Source organism: Kitasatospora sp. NPDC053308 (genome assembly GCF_055585785.1).
Window position 1 is genome coordinate 14,320 of record NZ_JBVJJY010000017.1, and the last position, 20,061, is coordinate 34,380.

Sequence of the window (20,061 nt, forward strand, 5' to 3'; positions counted from 1 at the left end):
CGACGACCGCGCCGCCTACCGGCGCGGTCACCTACCAGGCGTAGTCCTCCGGGGCGGGCCGGTGGCCCGGGAAGAGCTCGTCGAGGCGGTCCAGGGTCTTCCGGTCGAGCTCCAGATCGAGCGCACGGAGGGACGCGTCCAGGTGGGCCGGGGTGCGCGGGCCGATGATGGGGGCGGTGACGGCCGGACGGGAGAGCAGCCAGGCCAGGGCGAGGTCGGCGGGGTCGGTGCCGAGCTCGTCGGCGAAGTCCTCGTAGGCCTGGATGCGGTCGCGGTGCTCGGCGAGGATCTCGCTCGCGTGGCCCAGGGCGCTGCGGCCGCGGGTGCCCTCGCGCTCCTTGCGCAGGACGCCGCCGAGCAGGCCGCTGCGCAGCGGGGACCACGGGAGGAGCCCCAGGCCGTAGTGCTGGAGCGCGGGGATGACCTCCAGCTCGACGGTGCGGTCGAGCAGGTTGTAGAGGGACTGCTCGCTGACCAGGCCGAGGAAGTGGCGGGAGCGGGCGGCCTCCTGGGCCTGGGCGATGTGCCAGCCGGCGAAGTTGCTGGAGCCGACGTAGATGATCTTGCCCTGGGTGACCAGGACCTCCATCGCCTGCCAGATCTCCTCCCAGGGCGTGGCCCGGTCGATGTGGTGCATCTGGTAGAGGTCGATGTGGTCGGTCTGCAGTCGGCGCAGGCTGGCCTCCACGGCCCGGCGGATGGCGAGCGCCGAGAGCTTGCCGCCGTTGGGCCAGTCCGTCATGTCGGCGTAGGCCTTGGTGGCGAGGACGGTGCGCTCGCGGCGGCCGCCGCCCTGGGCGAACCAGCGGCCGATGATCTCCTCGGTACGGCCCTTGAGGTTGCCCTCGCTGTCGCGGCCGTAGGCGTTGGCGGTGTCGAAGAAGTTGATGCCGTGCTCGTGGGCGGTGTCCATCAGGCGGTGGGCGTCGGCCTCTTCGGTGTGCGGGCCGAAGTTCATGGTGCCCAGGCAGAGGCGGGAGACGGTCAGGCCGGTGCGGCCGAGGTGGGTGTACTCCATGGCGCTCCACCCAAGTCCACACCGGCCCCGCTGTCCAGCACATTCCACGGGTGTGCCGGAGCCCCTGCTCACCGCCCGTGCGTGGCGAACTTCCGTACGGTGAGCGGCAGGCAGAGCGCGAGCAGCACGGCGCTCCAGAGCAGTGCGGCGAGCACGGCGTGCTGCACCGGCCAGGCCGAACCGGGCGCCGAGGGGTTCCCGAAGAGCTCCCGGCACGCCCGGACCAGGTCTTCGACCGCACCCCGGACCGGATGACCTCCGCCATACCGGCCCCAGCGAGGAGCATCTGATGGCCCGTCAGTCCGAGAGGTCCTCCCGCGACAGCATCCCGGCCACCCGTCCGTCCACCAGCACCAGGACGGCGGGGTGCGCCGCGCCCGGCCCCCCGCCCGCCAACGCCGCCCGCGCCTCGGCCGGCGACTGCCCGACCCCCACCGTCGGCAGCGCGGGCCCGAGCAGCGCGCCCAGCGGATCGTCCGGCTTGGCACCGCCGTCCGCGAGCGCCGCCGCCAGCACCTCCCGCGACACCGAGCCCACCACCTCCGTCGCGCTCACCCCGAACGGGCGCGCCGCCCGGGCCAGCGCCACCGGGGCCACACCGCCCGGCACGTCCCGCAGCGCCTCCACCGCCCCGCCGACCGTGGCGTCGGCCGGCACCACCGCCAGCGGGCCGGCCGCCGCCAGCGCCTCCCGCAGCGCCGTCCGCCCGTCCTCCGCCGGCTCCTCCAGGAAGCCCCACTCCCGCATCCACGCGTCGCTGTGCACCTTGGACAGGTACGAGCGGCCCGAATCCGGCAGCAGCACCACGACCAGGTCCTCCGGGCCCAGCCGCCGCGCCACCCGCAGGGCCGCCGCCACCGCCGTCCCGGAGGACGGGCCGGCCAGGATGCCCTCCTCCCGCGCGAGCCGGCGCGCCGTCAGCAGCGACTCGCGGTCCGGGATCCGCTCGAAGGAGTCGACCACCTCGGGCCGGTAGGCCTGCGGCCGGCGGTCCTCGACCGTCTCGGGGTGGAGGAAGTGCCCGATGCTCTCGACGAACCAGGGGCTGCCGTCCCCGCCCCCGTAGGTGGAGGACTCCGGGTCCGCGCCGACCACGGTCACCGCGCCGCCGGACACCTCCTTCAGGTACCCGCCGGTGCCGGTGATCGTGCCGCCGGTGCCGACGCCCGCGACGACGTGGGTCACCCGGCCGCCGGTCTGCTGCCAGATCTCGGGGCCGGTGGTCCGGACATGGGCGTCCGGATTGGCCAGGTTGTCGTACTGGTTCGCGAGCCAGGCCCCGGGGATCTCCTCGGCCAGCCGCTGCACCACGTTGAACAGGTGCCGCGGATCCTCCCTCGCCACGGCACTGGTGCCGAGCACCACCTCCGCGCCGTACGCCCGCAGGATGTCCGCCTTCTCGGGCGCCGACCGGTCCGACACCCCGACGATCACCCGGTACCCGCGCTGCCGCCCGACGATGGTCAGGCCGATGCCGGTGTTCCCGGAGGTCGCCTCGACGATCGTCCCGCCCGGCCGCAACAGGCCCTCCCGCTCGGCGGCCAGCACCATGGACAGCGCCGCGCGGTCCTTGACGCTGCCACCGATGTTGAGGAACTCGGCCTTGGCGTACACCGGCGCCCCGACACCGGCGCCGAGCCGCGCGAGGCGGAACAGCGGCGTCCCGCCGATCGCATCGAGGACGGATTCGTGCACTGCGGTCATTCCGGGCTCCTTCATCGGTGCGGTCCTGTACGAACGCTCCGCCCGAGCCTGCCCCACCCGACCCCCGGCTAGGCCCGCGTCCTCCTTCCGGCACCGAAGCGCGCCGAACGACCGGACGACCGGCAGGCCGGAAAGACCGGACGACCGAAGCGCGCCGGACGACCGGAGAGCCGGGGTCGGCGCGTGTCCGTCCGTCACACCCGTCCCACCAGCCCCGGCCTGAGGTAATCCGCTCGTCACGGCCGTCCGGCTCCCGTAGCGTGGTCCGGTCGATCTTGAAGGCAGAACGGGGCACCACATCATGCACCAGTATCAGGGTTGGGCCGACGAACGGTTCGGCGCCGTGGCGGGCGTCTTCGCCGCCAACTTCGAGGAGTTCCCCGAGCTGGGCGCCGCGGTCACGGTGTTCGCCGGGGGCCGCAAGGTCGTCGAGCTGTGGGGCGGCACGGCCGACGAACGCACCGGCCGTGCCTGGACGCAGGACACCGTGGTGCCGGTGTTCTCCTGTGCCAAGGGCGCGGTGAGCATCTGCGCGCACCTGCTCGCCCAGCAGGGCCGGCTCGACCTGGACGCCCCGGTCGCCCGCTACTGGCCCGAGTTCGCGCAGCACGGCAAGCAGGCCGTCTCCACCCGGATGATCCTCGGCCACCGGGCCGGTCTGCCGGCCCTGGACGCGGTGCTCTCCTTCGAGGAGATCGCCGCCTGGGATCCGGTGATCCGGGCGATCGAGGCGCAGCGGCCGCTGTGGGAGCCCGGCACGACGTACGAGTACCACGGCCATGTGCTGGGCTTCGCGGTCGGCGAGCTGATCCGCCGGATCACCGGGCTGACCCCGGGCGCGTTCCTGCGCAAGGAGCTCGCCGAGCCGCTCGGCCTGCCCGTCTGGATCGGCCTGCCCGAGAGCGAACTTCCGCGCCTGGCACGGCTGGTGGATGCCGAGGGACGCCGTCCGATGCCCGGCCCGGAGCACCTGCTGACCAGGATCGTGACGATGAACGGCGCGCTGGTCTTCCCCGGCCTGGACGCGCCGCACGGCTGGAACGACCCGGCCCTGCACGCGATCGAGCTGCCCGGCGCGGGCGCCGTCGCCTCCGCGACCGGCCTGGCCGGCCTCTACGCGGCGGCGGTCACCGGCCTGGACGGCTCGCCCCGCCTGCTCTCCCCCGACACCGTCACCGACGCGGTGCGCGAAGTCTCCTCCGGCGCGGGCTTCCTGGGCTTCGACATGGGCGCCCGCTGGGGCTCCGGCGTCCTGCTCGACTCCCCCGCCTTCCGCCCGCTGCTCGGCGCGCGGAGCTTCGGCAACGACGGCGCCGGCGGCCAGTTCGCCTTCGGTGACGACGAGTTCGGCATCGGCTTCGCCTACGTCGCCAACCGGATGATCGGGCACGGCGACGCCCGGGCGAACCGGCTGATCGAGGCGGTGCGCGGGTGCCTGGGGTGACGGACTTCCTCCCCCTCCTCACCGGTCTGGCCACCACCGGCGGCCTCGGCGACCTGCACTGCGGCGCCTCGCTGCCCGAACTCGCCGCCCGCTACGGCGAACCGTGGGACGGCGGTCGGATCCACCGCGCCACCCGCTGGCCGCACGGCTTCGGCTGGGGCGACGTCCAGACGGTGTTCTGCCGCTGCCGGGAACTCCGTTCGCTGTCCCTGCCGGTCTGGCACGGGGAACTCGAACTCCCGCTGCCGGGCGGCGAGTCGGTGACGCTCGGCACCCGCGTCACCGAGTCCGCCCTGATGGCGGCCCTGACCGCCACCGGCCACAGCTGGCGGACGGTGACGTACGAGAACCTCCCCGACCAGCGGAACCTGATGTTCTCGCCGGCCGAGGAGGTCCGGGTGGAGCTGGTGCTGACCAACCGCGAGGCCTACGACGAGCCTCCGCTGGAGGAGTTCGTCCTGTACAAGGCCGTGCTCTGGGACTGCGACCACGTGGACTGCCCCGAGCCGGACGGCGCCCTGCCGGACGACGGCTGGGGCGCGGCCGACCACTGAGCCGCCGGCCGCGCCGCCCAGCCCCGGAGCCCCGGGAAGCCCCCAAACACCCTCGCGCCCCGAGCTCCCGGACTCCCGGACTCCCGGGATTCCCGAGCTCTCCCGAGCTCCCGAGCTCCCGGGATTCCCGAACTCCCGAACTCCCGAGTCCCCGAGCTCCCTGGCCGGGCCACCCTGCCCTCGCCCCGGGCCCGCGGCGGGCCGCTCCCACCCCCGTGGGGAGCGGCCCACCGCGCCTACCCCCGCGGTTACTTGAGCAGGAAGTCGTACACCGCCTGCTGCCCGGCCGTGGTCCGCTGCACCGAGTGCGCCGCCCCGGGGACGATCACGATCTTCGGGTCGTGCGCCGACTTCGCCTGCTGGTACAGCCACTCGTACGGCGTCGAGAGGTCCCGGTCACCGCCGAGCAGCAGCACCGGCACGTGGGGCAGCTTGCGGTGCGCCGGCGGCGTCGGCGGCACCTGCTCGCGCGGCCAGTCCTGGCAGACCAGCAGGCTGCCGAGCCCGGTCGCGGTCGCGGCGTCGTAGGGCCAGGTCTGCTCGGTGGTCAGCGCCTGCCGGGTGCGCTCCAGCGCGGCCGCCCGGCCCGCGACCGGGGTGTCCGACGTGCCCCACGGGTAGCGCCCGTCCGCGCACAGGGTGGCGGCGTGCAGGCCCTGGCTGAGCAGTTCGGCCGGAGCGGCGTCGTTCGTGTGCACGTCGGCGATGAAGGCCTGGAGCTTCTCCGGCTTCCCGGCGGCCGCCTCGTGGAGCACCTCCGGCACGCCGCCGTAGTTCGGGTCGGCGAACTCGTAGCTGGTCAGCGCGTCCAGGATCTGCACCCCGTTGCCGTACTTCCGCACGGTGGCGGCGAGGTCGGCGGCCGGGTCGGTGGTGCAGCCGGTGGCTTGGCAGGCGGCCCGCAGCACCCGGGCGGTGGCGGGCAGCGCGACGAGGTCGAGCGGGTCGTAACCCTGCTGCGGGACCACCGAGTCGAGCACCAGACCGGCCACGTGCGCCGGGTGGGCGAGCGCGTACCGCTCGGCGACGAAGCTGCCGTACGAGACGCCGTCGATGGTCAGCCGACGGGCGCCGAGGGCCTGGCGCAGCAGGTCCATGTCGGCGACGGTGTCCGCAGTGCTGTAGAAGCGCGCGTTCGGGCCGAGGGCGGCGGCGCAGTCGGCGATGGACTGCTTGCGCGGCGGGGTGAGGTCGGAGGAGCCCATGTCCTCCTGCAGCCCGGGGCACTGCAGCGCCCGCTGACCGGTCCCGCGCTGGTCGTACATCACCAGGCGGTAGTCCTTGAGGAGCGGGGCCAGCCTGGTCGCGACCCGCTGGAGCAGCGGCAGGCCGGGCTGGCCGGGGCCGCCGGTGAGGAACAGCAGGTCGCCCTTGGGGGCGTCGGCGTTCCCGGTCATCGCCACGTCGAGCTGCAGGGTGCCGGGGACGGCGCCGCCGTGGTCGAGCGGCACGGTGAGGGTGCCGCAGGTGTACTCGGGCATGCCCTGGCAGGGCGCCTGCCCGGTGATCCCGCCGTGCCGGTCCGGTCCGGCCGGCGCCGCGACGGCGGGGGTGGCCAGGGTGGTACCGGCGACCACCGCGACGGCGCCCAGCAGGGCGGCGACGCGGCCGCGCGTGCTCGTCATGTTCGTCCTTCCGGTCGCACCGCGTCCGTACTGACGCGGTCACGGAGTCAGCTTGGTCCCGGGCCGCGTCGAAGGCGAGCTTTCATGCCAGGATTCGACCAGGGTCGAAACGTCGTGGGCCGAATGGCCGGCAAATCCGGTCAGGTCCGGCGTTCGACGATGCGAAGGAACGACACGCGACCGACAGCAGCCGACCGACCCGACCGCCCGTCAGCCGCCGGCCCGACGGTCCGGCGACCCGAAGATCCGGCCACCCGGCAACCCGCCGGCCTGACACATCCACGAGCCGACCCGCTTGACGAAGCGTCAGACCGCCCGCTCGCCAGCCCGCCAGTCCGCAAGCCCGCCAGCCCGACAACCAGCCCGCCCGTTGGTCCGACAGGGGAAGGACGCCGTGATCCGGCTCACGATCGACTCCACCGGCCTCGCCCGCACCCGCTTCGTGCTCTCGCCACTGCACGAGGCGGTCAACACCCTGATGGCCTCGGCGCGCAACTCCCCCACCGGGCCGTACGCCTGGGTCGGCCGCACCCGCCGACTGCTGCGCCGGGAGAAGCTGGAGCTGCTGTCCGGGCTGGCCCTGGACCAGGACGGCGGCTACATCCCCGACTTCCTCTCCCCGCACCCCGACGGCCCGGAGCCGACGGTGGCCGAACAGCTGGAGGCCGTCCGCCGCACCGACCCGGCGCGAGTACTGGCGGAGCTGGAGACGGCCCAACGCGGGCTCCCGCAGGCGAACTTGGCGGGCCGCCGCCTGCCCGAGCCGGTGCTGCGCACGCTGCGGCGCGGCCCCCGCTACTTCGCCGAGCGGGTCGCCGACGAACTGGGCCACTACTGGGAGTCGGCGCTCGCGCCGTACTGGCCGGACGCCCGGGCCGTGCTGGACGCCGAGATCGACCAGCGCGGCCGTTACCTGGCCCGGTACGGCTCCGGCTCGCTGTTCAACTCCCTTTCCCCGCAGCTCTCCTGGGCCGACGGGCTGATCCGGCTGGAGAGCCGCTTCGACGTGACCCTGCCGGCCAGGATGGTGCTGCTGATGCCGACCCTGGTGAGCCGGAGGATCCACGTCATCCTGGACCCGGTGGACGGCTGCCACCGGGCACCGACGCTGATGTACCCGATCGGCACGCCGACGGCCGTCCCGCAGAGCCCGACCCCGGCGCTGGCGCAGCTGCTCGGGCCGACCCGGGCGGACCTGCTGGCCGCCCTGGTCGACCCGATCACCACCGCCGACCTGGCCGCCCGGCACTTCCTGAGCGCGGGCACCGTCTCCTACCACCTGGGCGTCCTGCACCGCTCCGGGCTGGTCAGCCGGGTGCGCAGCGGCCGGGAGGTGCTCTACCGGCGCACCCCGCGCGGCGAGGAGATGCTGGCCCCCGAATAGCCGGCCGCTCGCGCCCCCGCCCCGGGGCTGCCAGGCACCAGGGCCCCGCCCCGCCCCCGGCCCTCAGGCCCCCACCCCCGGCCCTCAGGCCACGGCCCGCGGCAGGACCACCCGCACCCACTCCTCCGGCTGCGACAGATGCGGGGCGTGCCCGGCGCCCGTGTACAAGTGCCGCTCCGCCTTCGGCAGGGCGAGGTCGACGAGGTCCAGCACCTCGCCGAACATCGGCGCACTGTCGTCACTCTGCGTGAGCAGTGCAGGTTCGGTGAACCGTCCCAGCCCGGTGAGGTCGAGGTCGAGCGCGTCGGGGTCGCGCAGCTCGTCCAGGTAGGTGGGCGCGTTGCGGATGTAGGTGTGCCGGACGGGCGCGGGCAGCTGCTCCCAGGCGCCCGGCCCGAAGGCGAGGCTGTCCACGTACAGTTCGGCGGCAGCGGCCGACTCGGCCTGCTCCAGCAGCTCACGGACGGCGGCGATCCGGTCGGCGAAGGCGGTGCCGATCGGGCGCAGATCGGGGTCGGCGAGCAGGATGCCGGTGCCGGGCGGCTCGTGCACGCCGATCCCGCGGAGCAGGTCGGGCCGGGCGGCAGCGAGCCGGAGAGTGACCAGGGCGCCGTAGGAGTCGCCGTAGACGAAGGCGGGTGCGAGGCCGAGTCCCTGGATCAGCCCGGCCAGGTCGGCCGCGTCCTCGTGCACCGAACCCTGGGTGAGCAGGTCCTCGCTGCGGCTGTGGCCCCGGCGGTCGTACGTGACCACGCCGGCGGACTCCGCCAGGCCCGGGATCACCCGCGCCCAGGTGTCCCCATCGCTCCACGAGCCGTGCACCAGGACGACGCCGGGGCCCTCGCCGTGGACCTCGTAGTGCAGCGCCACCCCGTTCACCCTGATCTCGGCCATCATGAGCCTCCCGATCTCGGCGGTGCTCCCCCACCAGCCTGACACAACCGTCTGGAAGGCTCAGTTCCGCCGGTCACGGGCCTCGTCTCCCCGCCGCGGACGGGCCCCGGTGCGCCCCGGCCCGGGCGAGCCCCCTCAGCCCATGCCGCGCACCGGAGGCTCGTCCCGCGTCCCGTCCTCCGCGACCACCGTGAACCGCCTGGCCCCCGACCCCGACCCGGCGCCCGACCCCGACACCGCCAGGTCCGCCGGGTACAGCGAGGCCGTGCCGTTCACGTCCAGCTCGGCGCTCCGCCGGCCCGTCGCGGTGTCCACCCGGGCGAGCCGGCTGCGCGTCATCGCCCACACCGACGTCCCGTCCACCGTCAGCCCGGTGACCTGGTCGTCCAGCCCCGCCGTCCAGCGCTGCCCGCCGTCCGCGAGCGAGTACGCCACCAGGCGGCCCGTCGCGCTGCGGCTCGGGTGCCTGCCCCCGCTGATGCTGACGTCACCGGGCTTCTCGCCCGGCACGATGAACAGGTCCCCGACGACCACCCCGCCGAACAGCGGCCGGGCGTCGAACTGGTCGAAGGCGTGCAGCCCGCCCAGCATCACGTCCAGGTCGTACTCCGCACCGGAGACGGGGATCGCCGCCCGTTGCCTGCCCGCGCGGTCGTAGCTGAGCACCGCGTGCGTGCCGCGTTCGCCCTGGGCGTCGACCCAGACCGCGAGCGGCTCGACCGACACCACCGCCAGGTTCTTCAGCCCGCCCGCCGCCGGGAGCGCGATCCGCGACTGCTCCCGCCCGTCCGCGGCGGCCAGCGACGTCAGGACGGGCTCCGCCGCGCCGCACTGCGCGACCGTCACCACGTCCGCCGCCCCGCCCGCGACCTGCAGCGGGGTGCAGCCCGCGTCGGCCGTGCCGCGCCAGGCCGGCGCGCCGTCCGCCAGCCGGACCGCCCGCCAGCCGGACCTCTCCTGCAGGACGGCCTGCCGCCCGGCGACGGCGACCACGTCGGGCGCCGCCGCGTCCCCGCCCCGGGGCGGCGCGTCCACGGCGGTGGTCCAGGCCTCCGTGCCGGCGGCGAGGTCGAGCGCGGTCACCGCCGAGCACGGCCGGTCGTGCGGCGAGTGGCCGATCAGCCCGACCGCGCCCGCGCCGGCCCGCCCCGGGGCGCCGGGCCCCGCGCCGACCTGCCCCCCTCCGGCCTGCTCCGCGCCGGCCTGCCCCAAGGCGCCGGGCCCGGTCCCGCGGCTCATCGCGCACACCGAGTCCTCCCCGGGCGGCGTCCACCGCCAGGCGACGGCCCCGGTGGCACTGCGGTACGCGACCACCAGATCGGGGCGGACCCGCACCACCAGGTCACCGTCCGCCCAGCTGCCCAGGGCGCGGGTCGTGGACGGCCGGTCCAGCGGCGCCGTCCAGGAGTCGTTGAGGCCGTCACCGGCGAAGCCGACGAAGATCCCGAGGCCGAGCAGCACGCCGACGGCGGCCGCGGGCAGCCCGCGCCGGGGGTGGATCAGCGCCCAGACGAAGCCCGCGCCGCACGGCATCAGCCCGAGGATGCTGATGATGCCCATGTACGCGAGGCTGTCGCCGCCGAACCCGTTGGCGGGACCGAACAGCACCGCGAGCCCCATGCTCGCGAACAGGGCCCCCAGCACCCCGCCGCAGACCACCAGCCAGGTCTCCTTGTCCCAGGCGAGCCTGGCACCCCACCCCGCCCGGACCACGCTGTCCTCGGGCCCAACGGCCATGCCGGTCTCTCCCCTGCGACGCCCTGCGACGCGTCGCCCGCCACAGCAGGCGACGATCATCGGATCGTCGCAGAGGCCCGGGGCGCTCCGAAACAAAGAGCAGGGAAAACCCGGGCCATCACCTGCACATGAGAGGCGTGGAATGGGCCGCTCATGACGAATCCTCACCTCCCCGCACCCGACCGGCCGTTCGGCCGACGACGTCGAGCCCTCCCGGGACCACGCCCGCCCTGACACCGACCGACGTCGGCGCGGTCTCGCTCCCGCTCCTCCCTCACTCGACCGGGTGGGCCTCGGCGTCCGACAGTGCGTGTACGCCGGGTCGACTCGTTCTGCAGGGCATGGCTCCCCCGCTCTTCACACCTCCGCCACCATCCGCGCACAGCGCCGCGCCGAGGCCCCCGTGGCGGTGATCGGCCGGGCGACGGCGGCGGCGATCTCCCTCACGATCCTGCTCGTCCCGGCGGCGGTCACCCCGGCCGCCGAACGGCCCCCGCCCGTCGGGGCCGGCCGGTGGGAGGTCTCGGCGACCGCCGCCAACGTACGGAGCGACCACTCCGGCGGGGAGCCCGTCGTCGGACTGGCCCGCTCCGGCGACGTCGTGGAGGTCATCGACACCTGGACCTCGCCGCTCGGCGCCCGCTGGGCCGAGGTCATGGTGGCCCGCACCCGGGTCACCGGCTGGGTCCTGTGGTCGCTGCTCGCGCACCGTGACGCGCCGCCGGAACCGTAGAATCCACCGGTACGAACCAGGGAGGATTCCGCGTGTTCCGAGCGCACCGTCCGCGCACCCCCGAACTGACCCCGCGCCGGGGGGACGGACCGGTCAGCGGCGTCGCCCTACTGCTGCCCGGCGGGTTCGTCCGGAGCCGGACCGGTCCGTCGAAGGTCGCCGAACTGGGTCTGCGCGAACTCGCCGCCGAACTCACCGAGCGCGGCCGGCCGCACGGCCTCGCCGTGCACCTGCTCCGCTACCGCTACAGCGGCTGGAACGGCGACGACGCCGACACCGCCGTCGACACCCGGTGGGCGCTCGACGAACTCGCGCGACGCCACGAGGGCGCGCCGGTGGTCCTGATCGGCAACTCCCTCGGCGGACGCGCCGCTTTCCGGTGCGCCGGACACCCCTCCGTCGTCGGTGTCGCCGGCATCGCGCCCTGGCTGCCCAGCGGCGAGCCCGTCGCCCAGCTGGCCGGGCGCCGGGTCCTGATCGTCCACGGCACCGGCGACCACAGCGCGGCCAACGCCGCCCAGTCCCTGGAGTACGCGCTGCGCGCCCGGGAGGTCGTCCCGGACCTCGCCCGCTACGAGATCCCCGGCGGCAACCACTACCTGCTCCGCGCGACCAGCGGCATCAGCGCCCTCACCACCGCCTTCACCCTCGCCACCCTGGACGCCGAACCCGCCGCCCTGGCCACCGGCGCCGTCTGCACCCCCCTCCCCGCCCGGACCTGACCCCCTCCCCGCCCGCAGCTGACCCCCTCCCGCACCGAACCCCTGCCCCTCCCGCCCCGAACCCCCGGCCCTCACCCCGCCGCCGGCCCCTCGTCCCCCTCGCGTCGCGCACCCTCCTCCTCGCCGGGCGCGACTCCGGACAGCCCGACCCTCGCCTGCCCCGCCAGGAGGTCGGCGAAGGCCACGGTCAGCGGGTCGGGGCGGGTCCGGGTGTAGGCGGTGAGGGTGCGGCGGACGGCCGGGTCGGGGCGGAGCACGACCCCGTCGAAGTGCGGCGGGACGATGTTCGCCGGCACCAGCGCGGGGCCGAGCCCGGCGGCGGCCAACAGCGGTGCGGCGGAGGTCTGTTCGGCGCGGACGGCCGCGCGGGGGTGGAAGCCGGCCTCGGCCGCGACGCGGTCGAGCAGACCGGCGAGCCCGTTGTCGGGTGCGTAGTGCACCCAGGCCCGATCGGCGAGTTCGGCGAGCCGGACCGTGCCGGTGGACCGGTCGGCCGGCGGGTCGTCGGCCGGCAGGACGACCACGAACTCCTCGACGCCGAGCTCGCGGATCGGGCCCTCCCAGTCCACCGGCGCGGGCCCGACGGCGACATCCGCCCGGCCCGCGGCCATCGCGGCCTGGAGCCGGTCGGCGTGCGGGTACTCGCGCAGCCGGATCCGCACCCCGGGGTGGAGCCGGCGCCAGGCACGCAGCACGGGCGGCAGGATGCCGAGGCTGACCGAGTAGATCGCCGCCACCTCCAGCTCGCCCTCCTCCAGACCGGCCGTCCGCCGGGCCACCGCGCGCAGCCGCTCCACGTCGGCGAGCGCGGCCCGGGCGTGCGGCAGCACCGAGCGTCCCAGCGGGGTGAGCCGCACCGAGCGCGGCAGGCGTTCGAGCAGCGGGCCGCCGACGGCCCGCTCCAGCGCGCGCATCTGGTGGGACAGCGCGGGCTGGGTGACGTGCAGCCGCTCGGCCGCACGTGTGAAGGAGCCGGTGTCGACCACCGTGACCAGGTATTCGAGCTGCCGCAGCGTTGCCATGAAGAAATGTTATCGCTGGGCTGAACAGCATGCCTTGGACTCATCACCGCAGCTCGGGAGAGGGTCGAGGTACGGCCGCCGCCGACGGCGGCAGCCGACCGATCCCACCACTGCGAAGGAGTTCCCATGTCCACCGACGGTTCCTTGAAGGGCCGACGCCTCGTCGTGGTCGGCGCGGGTTCGCACACCGGACGGGCGCTCGCCAAGGCCGCCTCCGCCGCCGGGGCCGAACTCGTGCTGGCCGGTCCCGATCCGCGCAAGCTGGAGTGGACGGCCGGCGAGCTGGCCGGACCCTCCGAGGTGCTCGCGCTCGACATCGCGGACGAGCGCTCGATCGCCGACTTCGCCGCGCGGGTCGGCCGGTTCGACCACCTGGTGTCCACCGCGGCGATACCGGCCAACGGCCCGCTGCGGGAGCTCGACCCGGCCGACGTGCGGCGGGCCTTCTCGGCCAAGGTGATCGGACCGCTGCTGCTGGCCAAGCACCTGGCCGACCTGGTGTCCGCGAACGGCTCGTTCACCTTCTTCTCCGGAGTCGCCGCCTGGCGCCCGGCTCCGGGCCGGACGGTGATGGCCACCACCAACGGCGCGCTCGCCTTCCTGGTGCAGGCGCTGGCCGTGGAGATCGCGCCGGTGCGGGTCAACGCCGTCTCCCCGGGCATCGTCGACACCGGTTCCTGGGACGGCCTCGGCGCCGACAAGGAGGCCTTCCTGCGCGGCGTCGCCGCCCGCAACCCGGCCCGCCGCGTGGGCAGCCCGGAGGACCTGGTCAAGGCCGTCCTCTACGCCGTCGACAACCCGTACGTCACCGGCACCGTGCTGCACGTCGACGGGGGCGGTCGGCTTGTCTGAGCGCCGTCCGACGGTAGCGGCACCGCACCGCTCCCGCCTCCTGACCCGGGCGGCCGCCACGGCCGCCGCCCTCGCCGCCCTGGTCGGCGGTACCGCCGCGGCCGCGCCCGTGCACGACACCACCCGCCCGGGCTCCTCGAACGCCTGGCCGCAGCGCCTGATCGACCGCTCACCCGACCTGGTCCAGCCGAAGGCGCTCACCGCGGACCGTTCGCTCGGCGCCCGGCGCGCGACCCAGGAGGTGCGTCTGGCCCAGCAGTTGTACACCTTCTGGAACACCGGGCAGCAGCGCTACCTGGACGCGGCGATCGATCCGCGGTTCCGGGACAACACGCTGCCGCCCGGCCGCCCCCAGGGCCCCGCCGGCCCGGTGGCCGCCTCCCGGGCCTTCCGCGCCGCCGTGCCGGACCTCACCTGCGAACTGTCCGACGTCCTGGTCACCGGCGACCGGATCACCGCCCGGCTGGTCTTCCGCGGCCACTTCACCGGCACCTTCAACGGGGTGCGGGGCCGGGGCCAGCGCGTGGAGTTCGGCGCCATCGACATCCAGCACGTCGGCACCGAGCGGATCGTCGAGGACTGGCACATCGAGGACAACACGACCCTGCTGTCCCAACTGGGCGTCGAGGGCTGACCGCAGGCTCCCCCGAGGGGCCGGCGACCGCGGTCGCGCGGAAAATCGCGTTGGCGGTCGGCGGCCCCTCCTGCCTATCGTCGGGGGATGACCATCCGAACCTTCCGCATCCTGGTGCGCGGCGTCTTCGACGGCCTCAGCGACGAGCAGCGCGCCGAACTCCTCGCCGCCGCACCCGAGCACGACGTCCTGCACGCGGCCTTCACCCGCGAGGGCCACCTCAGCTACGACCTCTCCGCCCGGTCCGCCTTCACCTTCCGCTTCCTCGACGAGGGCGAGGCCGAGGAGGACATCCTGACGGCCACCGAGCGGGCCGAGCGGACGGCCCGGGACTGGCTCGCCGCACGCGGGTACGGCCACAAGAACCTCCGCTCCCAGGCCGAGGACCTCTCCCAGGCGCCCCTCGGCAAGCGACAGCGCCGGGCCGCCCACACCGCCCGCTGACCCAGCCCCTCCCCCCTTTCGCCACCTCCTTGACGGCTCCCTGCGGGGATATACTTGAGCAGTCAAGGAGGTGGCAATGACAACCCCGGAGCCCCCGGCACCGCAGAATTCGGCCCCGCAGCACCCGGCCCCGCCGGCCACGACCCCGGCAGCCCCCGCGCCCCCCGACCCACTGGACACCGCCCTCCGGCTGGTCCGCGCCCAGACCGCCGTCGTCAAGCGCTTCGACGCGAGCCTCAGCGGCCTGCACGGCGTCAGCCTGTCCGACTTCACCATGCTGCTCCACCTCGCCCAGGCCCCCGGCGGCCGGATGCGCCGGGTCGACCTCGCCGAGGCGCTCGGCCTCACCGCCTCCGGCGTGACCCGGGGCCTCGCGCCGCTGGAACGGATCGGCCTGGTCACCCGCGAGGCCGCCGCCCGCGACGCCCGGGTCGCGTACGCCGCGCTCACCCCGACCGGCCGCGACCGGCTCGCCGAGATGCTGCACACCGCCCGCCAGGTCGCCGCCGACCACTTCGCCGCCGAGCAGTGGAGCCCCGAGGACCTCTCCCGCCTCTCCGCCCTGCTCACCCGCCTCGGCGGCACCGCCCCCGGCCAACGCCTCCGCTGAACGCCCCTTCCGGGAGCCCCACCGCACCCGCCGACCACCCCGCGTCATAGCCTGGACCGGCACCCCGCACCGCCCCCCACCCGCGAAGGCCAGCACCATGTCCGACACCCCCGGCGCCCCGGAGAGCACCGTCCCGACCGGCACCGCCCCCGACCTCACCGTCGACGGCACCGGTCTGCTCTGCGTCCAGCTCCTGCTCCGCCTGCGCGCCCGGATCGCCCACCTGCCGGCCGGCGCGGTGGTCCACATCCACACCACCGACCCCGCCGCCCCGCTCGACCTGCCCGCCTGGTGCCACCTGACCGGCCACCAGTACCTCGGCCCGGTCCCGCACGAGGCCACCGACCGCGAGGTCTACGCCCTGCGCCTCACCTCCACGCCGCTCCCCACCCGCCCCGACCGCCCCTGGCACCCGGCCCCCGCCGCCGACTGACCGAAGGAGGCGGGGCGGACGTGGACGCCGTCCCGCCACGACCGGCTGCGCGATCCCGTGGCGGCCGGGCCGAGAACGGCTCACTCCCGACTTCCCTCCCACCGCCCGGTGCGCCCACCATGAAGGACGACGAACCACCGGGAACCACAAGGGGGTTGACCACCATGGACCAGGACCGGACCCTCCACTGCCACTGGCAGGACAAGGAGGGCGACTGGGCACTGACCGTCAGCCACAACGGCCGGGAGTGGGAGCTGTTCGCCGCCGGCCCTTACGGATCCGAGTCGCTGCCGTTCGCCGAGCCGGACGAAGTCCGCCGGCTCGCCCAGGCCCTGCTGGACCTGCCCGCCGAACCGGAGCCCTACGAGTTCGAGTGGGAGCTCTCCCGCACCGAGTTCGGACGCTCGGGGCGCGAGCGCACCCGCTTCGCGACCTTCGCCGTCGGCCTCGACCCCAGCGACGACCACCGCCCCTACCTGGCCTTCCAGTCCTACTTCCACTGGGACCAGACGACCGCGCTCGGCATGGAGGTGATCTGCGAGGACCCGCCGGTCGACGACCTCCGCGCCCAGGCCCACGCCTTCCTCACCGGCTTCCCCGGCCCCGGGCGCCCCCGGCCGTGACCACCGCGCGCCCGCGCGCCCCGAACCGGTTCAGGCCACCACAGGCCGCACCCGGCCCGGCTCCGCCGTCCGATACCGGGCGCCACGCACCCGTCGGCCACCGTCAACAGCTCCGGCCGACCCTCCCCGGCGCGGATCCGCCGTCCCGTCGGCCTCTCCCCCACCGCCGCCCACGGCACAGCGGCCGCTCAGGCCGAAGCCCGAGCGGCCGCCGCCGGTCGACCGCGCTCCGTCAGGCCGTGCGCCGCAGCAGTGCCAGGTACATCGCGTCCGTCCCGTGCAGGTGCGGCCACAGCTGCACGTCCGGCCCGTCGCCGAGCGCCGGGACGCCGGGCAGCAGCGGACGCGCGTCGATCCACTCGACCCGGCCGCCCTCGGCCCGCAGCACGTCGTCCACGACCGCCCGGGTCTCCGCGAGGTGCGGCGAGCAGGTCGCGTAGCCGACCACGCCGCCGACCCGGGTGGCCTCGATCGCCGAGCGCAGCAGGTCCCGCTGCAGCGGCCCGAAGGCCGCCACGTCGGCCGGCCGGCGCCGCCAGCGCGCCTCCGGGCGGCGCCGCAGCGCGCCCAGGCCGGAGCACGGCACGTCGACCAGCACCCGGTCGAAGCCGCCGGCCCGCCAGGCGGGGCGCGTCCCGTCCGCCGCGATCACGGTGTACGGACCGGGGTTGCCCTCCAGCGCCCGCGCCACCAGCCGGGCCCGGTGCGGCTGCTTCTCGCTCGCGACCAGCGCCGCCCCGCGCTCGGCGGCCAGCGCGCCGAGCAGCGCGGCCTTGCCGCCGGGGCCCGCGCAGCCGTCCAGCCAGACCCGGTCCGGGCCGTCCAGCGGTGCGGAAGCCAGGGCGAGCGCGACCAGCTGGCTGCCCTCGTCCTGCACGCCCGCCCGGTTCTCCCGCACGGCCGCGACCGACCCCGGGTCACCGCCCTCGGCGAGCCGCAGGGCGAACGGCGACCAGCGGCCCGGTTCGGCCTCGGGCAGGGCGTCGGCCAGCTCGCCGACGGTGGCCCGGCCGGGGCGGGCGACCAGGGTGACCTCGGGCCGCTCGTTGTCGGCCCGCAGCAGTGCCTCCACGTCGCCGCGCCCGGAGGCGTCGGGCTGCCAGCGGCCGAGCGAGTCCCAGAGCGCGGAGACCACCCAGCGCGGGTGGGAGTGGACGACCGCCAGGTGGTCCTCGGCGTCCTGGTCGTACGGCGGGGCGACCTGCGCGATCCAGGCGTCCAGGTCCTGGGCGCTGATCCGGCGCAGCACGGCGTTGACGAACTTCGCCTTGCCGTCCCCGAGCACCACCCGGGCCAGCTCGACGGTCGCCGAGACGGCCGCGTGGGTGGGGATCCGGGTGGTGAGCAGCTGGTGGGCGCCGAGCGACAGCACGTCCAGCACCGGCGGGTCGACCTTGCTGAGCGGCCGGTCGATGCAGGCGGCGATGACCGCGTCGTAGGTGCCCTGCAGCCGCAGGGTCCCGTAGACGAGTTCGGTGGCGAGGGCGGCGTCGCGCCGGTCCATGCCCTTCTGCTCGGCCTCGCGGAGCAGCGAGGGCAGGATCAGGTTCGCGTAGGCGTCGCGCTCGTCGACGGCGCGCAGGGCGCGGAACGCGACGATCCGGGCCGGGTCCTTCTTGGGACGGCGGTGCGGACGGGGTGCGCGCTTGGCGCTGGGGGTGGTCACAGGTGCCTCAAGGTGCTGCGGTGGTTATCGGGTGGTTCGGGCTCGGGTGGTACGGAATCGGGTGGTACGGAACGGGGTGCTTCGGGCCGGTCGGCACGAAACGACGTGCTCGGGGCCGGGCGGCACGAAACCGAGTGCTCGGGCCGGGTGGTACGAAGACTATCGCCGAACGGAGCGCTCAGCCCTCGGAGCCGAACCGCTCGCCGGCCTCCAGGCGGGCGCCGCGGGCCCAGTCGGCCGCCCGCATCTCCTTCTTGCCCTGCGGCCGGACCTCGCCGAGTTCGACGTCGTGGCTGCCGGTGCCGACCCGGACGCTGTTCTTGCCGACCATCGCCACCTCGCCGGGCGCCAGCTCGGCGGACTCCGGCAGCAGCGTGACCGGCCCGGTGACCTTCAGCCGCTCGCCGCGGAACTCGGTCCACGCCCCGGGCGCGGGCGCGCAGCCGCGCACCACCCGGTCGACCCGCAGCGCGGGGTGGTTCCAGTCGATCCGCGCGTCCTCGACGCTGATCTTCGGCGCGAGCGTGACGCCCTCGGCGGGCTGCGGCACGGCGTGCAGGGAGCCGTCCTCGATCCCGTCCATGGTGGCGGCGAGCAGCCGCGCGCCGGAGAGGGACAGCCGGGTGAGCAGTTCGCCACTGGTGTCGGTCGGCCGGATCTCCTCGGTGATCACGCCGTAGACCGGGCCGGAGTCCAGGCCCTGCTCGATCAGGAAGGTGGAGGCACCGGTGACCTCGTCGCCGGCCAGCACCGCGTGCTGGACGGGCGCCGCGCCGCGCCACGCGGGCAGCAGGGAGAAGTGCAGGTTGACCCAGCCGTGCTTGGGGATCTCCAGGGTGCCGGGGCGGAGCAGCGCGCCGTAGGCGACCACCGGGCAGCAGTCGGGGGCGAGTTCGGTGAGCCGGGCGACGAACTCCGGGTCGCTGGGCTTCGCCGGCTTGAGGACCTCGATCCCGGCCTCCTCGGCGCGCTGCGCGACGGGGCTGGCCACCAACTTGCGCCCGCGCCCGGCAGGGGCGTCGGGGCGGGTGACCACCGCGACGACCTCGTGCCGGTCGGAGGCGAGCAGGGCGTCCAGGGCGGGAACGGCGACCTCGGGGGTGCCGGCGAAGACGAGGCGCATCAAGTGCCTTTCTGCAGAAGAGGATCGGAGGAATGCGGGTTCAGCGCGCGGCGCCGAAGGTGCTGTGCGGCGAGACCTTGACGACCGGGGCCGGCCCCTCGCCCCATTCCGCCTCCCGGATCGCCTTCAGCGCGGCCTTGCGCTGCTCGCGGTCGAGCCGGTCGATGAAGATGATGCCGTCCAGGTGGTCGGTCTCGTGCTGGATGCACCGGGCGAGCAGCTGGGTGCCCTCCAGGGTCACCGGATCGCCGTACATGTTGAAGCCCTTGGCCACCACGCCGTACGCGCGCTTGGTGTCGTAGCGCAGCCCGGGCAGCGACAGGCAGCCCTCCGGGCCCTCCTGCTCCTCTTCGGTCAGCGACAGGTCGGGGTTGATCAGGTGCCCGGTGACGCCGTCCACGTGGTACGTGAACACCCGCAGGGAGACGCCGAGTTGGGGCGCGGCCAGGCCGGCGCCGGGGGCGTCCAGCATGGTCTCGGTGAGGTCGCGGACGAGGTTGCGCAGTTCCTTGTCGAACACGGTCACCGGCTTGGCGGTGGCCCGCAGGACGGGGTCTCCGAAGAGACGGATGGGCTGGATCGCCACGGGGTACGGGCTCCTGTCCGTCGGGATGTCGGGAGTCGGAAGGGACTGCGGGCAACGGCTGTTCCCGCCAAGTCTATGCAACGCACCGCCGGCGTCCCCCATGCCCGTGGGGCGGGCCCACGGGCACGGCCATGGACCCCCGGCACACCGCACTGGCATATCCCGACTCTGCCGAGCGGCGTTACCCCGGCCCCCGCTTCGGCGTTGGTCAAGAGAGATTGACCGGGGCCGGGAGCACGGGACACCGCGCCCC

At 75.0% G+C, this 20,061-nt stretch carries 20 protein-coding genes; 11 read left to right on the forward strand and 9 right to left on the reverse strand.

What is annotated here, in order from left to right; all coding sequences use genetic code 11:
• Positions 1-31: 31 nt before the first annotated feature.
• Positions 32-1,018 carry an aldo/keto reductase gene (locus tag ACZ6Y7_RS29490; RefSeq protein WP_465760998.1) on the reverse strand — a complete coding sequence of 329 codons (987 nt, stop codon included), beginning with the start codon at positions 1,016-1,018 and terminating at the stop codon, positions 32-34.
• 297 nt (positions 1,019-1,315) lie between these two features.
• Complete coding sequence (locus ACZ6Y7_RS29495) at positions 1,316-2,722, reverse strand: PLP-dependent cysteine synthase family protein (protein WP_465760999.1); 1,407 nt, start codon at positions 2,720-2,722, stop codon at positions 1,316-1,318.
• 301 nt (positions 2,723-3,023) lie between these two features.
• On the opposite strand from ACZ6Y7_RS29495, the gene ACZ6Y7_RS29500 reads away from it, so the two are divergent.
• Both ACZ6Y7_RS29500 and ACZ6Y7_RS29505 read left to right on the forward strand, forming a co-directional pair.
• Positions 3,024-4,166 (forward strand): serine hydrolase domain-containing protein, encoded by a 1,143-nt coding sequence (locus ACZ6Y7_RS29500; protein WP_465761000.1) that lies wholly within the window; start codon positions 3,024-3,026, stop codon positions 4,164-4,166.
• The gene (locus tag ACZ6Y7_RS29505; RefSeq protein ID WP_465761001.1) at positions 4,163-4,720 is read left to right on the forward strand and encodes a hypothetical protein; all 558 of its coding nucleotides are present in this window, start codon (positions 4,163-4,165) and stop codon (positions 4,718-4,720) included. Before ACZ6Y7_RS29500 ends, ACZ6Y7_RS29505 begins: the two co-directional genes overlap by 4 nt.
• A 248-nt stretch (positions 4,721-4,968) precedes the next feature.
• On the opposite strand, the gene ACZ6Y7_RS29510 is transcribed toward ACZ6Y7_RS29505, so the two are convergent.
• The gene (locus ACZ6Y7_RS29510) at positions 4,969-6,345 is read right to left on the reverse strand and encodes an alpha/beta fold hydrolase (protein ID WP_465761002.1); all 1,377 of its coding nucleotides are present in this window, start codon (positions 6,343-6,345) and stop codon (positions 4,969-4,971) included.
• A 394-nt stretch (positions 6,346-6,739) separates the two neighbouring features.
• On the opposite strand from ACZ6Y7_RS29510, the gene ACZ6Y7_RS29515 reads away from it, so the two are divergent.
• Positions 6,740-7,729, forward strand: coding sequence for an ArsR/SmtB family transcription factor (locus tag ACZ6Y7_RS29515; RefSeq protein WP_465761003.1), 990 nt, complete (start codon positions 6,740-6,742; stop codon positions 7,727-7,729).
• A gap of 84 nt (positions 7,730-7,813) precedes the next feature.
• Here the strand turns inward: ACZ6Y7_RS29515 and ACZ6Y7_RS29520 are convergent, their stop codons facing one another.
• Both ACZ6Y7_RS29520 and ACZ6Y7_RS29525 read right to left on the reverse strand, forming a co-directional pair.
• Complete coding sequence (locus ACZ6Y7_RS29520; RefSeq protein ID WP_465761004.1) at positions 7,814-8,623, reverse strand: alpha/beta fold hydrolase; 810 nt, start codon at positions 8,621-8,623, stop codon at positions 7,814-7,816.
• 135 nt (positions 8,624-8,758) lie between these two features.
• Positions 8,759-10,360 (reverse strand): outer membrane protein assembly factor BamB family protein, encoded by a 1,602-nt coding sequence (locus tag ACZ6Y7_RS29525; protein WP_465761005.1) that lies wholly within the window; start codon positions 10,358-10,360, stop codon positions 8,759-8,761.
• A 403-nt stretch (positions 10,361-10,763) separates the two neighbouring features.
• On the opposite strand from ACZ6Y7_RS29525, the gene ACZ6Y7_RS29530 reads away from it, so the two are divergent.
• Together ACZ6Y7_RS29530 and ACZ6Y7_RS29535 are read left to right on the forward strand one after the other, a co-directional pair.
• Positions 10,764-11,093, forward strand: a complete 330-nt coding sequence (locus ACZ6Y7_RS29530; RefSeq protein ID WP_465761006.1) for an SH3 domain-containing protein — start codon at positions 10,764-10,766, stop codon at positions 11,091-11,093.
• A gap of 32 nt (positions 11,094-11,125) precedes the next feature.
• Positions 11,126-11,815 (forward strand): alpha/beta hydrolase, encoded by a 690-nt coding sequence (locus ACZ6Y7_RS29535; RefSeq protein WP_465761007.1) that lies wholly within the window; start codon positions 11,126-11,128, stop codon positions 11,813-11,815.
• A 71-nt stretch (positions 11,816-11,886) separates the two neighbouring features.
• Here ACZ6Y7_RS29535 and ACZ6Y7_RS29540 read toward each other — a convergent pair whose 3' ends face one another.
• Positions 11,887-12,837: a LysR family transcriptional regulator gene (locus ACZ6Y7_RS29540; protein WP_465761008.1), complete on the reverse strand. Its 951-nt coding sequence runs from the start codon at positions 12,835-12,837 to the stop codon at positions 11,887-11,889.
• Positions 12,838-12,963: 126 nt separating this feature from the next.
• On the opposite strand from ACZ6Y7_RS29540, the gene ACZ6Y7_RS29545 reads away from it, so the two are divergent.
• From ACZ6Y7_RS29545 to ACZ6Y7_RS29570, 6 genes are all read left to right on the forward strand, one after another.
• Positions 12,964-13,689, forward strand: a complete 726-nt coding sequence (locus ACZ6Y7_RS29545) for an SDR family oxidoreductase (RefSeq protein WP_465761009.1) — start codon at positions 12,964-12,966, stop codon at positions 13,687-13,689.
• Positions 13,682-14,323 carry an ester cyclase gene (locus tag ACZ6Y7_RS29550; protein ID WP_465761010.1) on the forward strand — a complete coding sequence of 214 codons (642 nt, stop codon included), beginning with the start codon at positions 13,682-13,684 and terminating at the stop codon, positions 14,321-14,323. The genes ACZ6Y7_RS29545 and ACZ6Y7_RS29550 overlap by 8 nt, the downstream gene beginning before the upstream one ends.
• 87 nt (positions 14,324-14,410) lie before the next feature.
• Positions 14,411-14,767, forward strand: coding sequence for a DUF6204 family protein (locus ACZ6Y7_RS29555; RefSeq protein WP_465761011.1), 357 nt, complete (start codon positions 14,411-14,413; stop codon positions 14,765-14,767).
• A 76-nt stretch (positions 14,768-14,843) separates the two neighbouring features.
• Complete coding sequence (locus ACZ6Y7_RS29560) at positions 14,844-15,377, forward strand: MarR family winged helix-turn-helix transcriptional regulator (RefSeq protein WP_465761012.1); 534 nt, start codon at positions 14,844-14,846, stop codon at positions 15,375-15,377.
• A gap of 97 nt (positions 15,378-15,474) precedes the next feature.
• A complete protein-coding gene (locus ACZ6Y7_RS29565; protein ID WP_465761013.1) occupies positions 15,475-15,810 on the forward strand; it encodes a sulfurtransferase TusA family protein in 336 nt (111 codons plus the stop codon).
• 164 nt (positions 15,811-15,974) lie between these two features.
• Positions 15,975-16,433 carry a hypothetical protein gene (locus ACZ6Y7_RS29570; RefSeq protein WP_465761014.1) on the forward strand — a complete coding sequence of 153 codons (459 nt, stop codon included), beginning with the start codon at positions 15,975-15,977 and terminating at the stop codon, positions 16,431-16,433.
• Positions 16,434-16,665: 232 nt separating this feature from the next.
• On the opposite strand, the gene ACZ6Y7_RS29575 is transcribed toward ACZ6Y7_RS29570, so the two are convergent.
• From ACZ6Y7_RS29575 to def, 3 genes are all read right to left on the reverse strand, one after another.
• Positions 16,666-18,099: an RsmB/NOP family class I SAM-dependent RNA methyltransferase gene (locus tag ACZ6Y7_RS29575; protein ID WP_465761015.1), complete on the reverse strand. Its 1,434-nt coding sequence runs from the start codon at positions 18,097-18,099 to the stop codon at positions 16,666-16,668.
• 178 nt (positions 18,100-18,277) lie between these two features.
• Positions 18,278-19,222: a methionyl-tRNA formyltransferase gene (fmt, locus tag ACZ6Y7_RS29580; RefSeq protein ID WP_465761016.1), complete on the reverse strand. Its 945-nt coding sequence runs from the start codon at positions 19,220-19,222 to the stop codon at positions 18,278-18,280.
• Positions 19,223-19,262: 40 nt separating this feature from the next.
• On the reverse strand, positions 19,263-19,808 hold the full coding sequence (gene def / locus ACZ6Y7_RS29585) for a peptide deformylase (RefSeq protein WP_465761017.1): 546 nt from the start codon (positions 19,806-19,808) through the stop codon (positions 19,263-19,265).
• Positions 19,809-20,061: the final 253 nt, after the last annotated feature.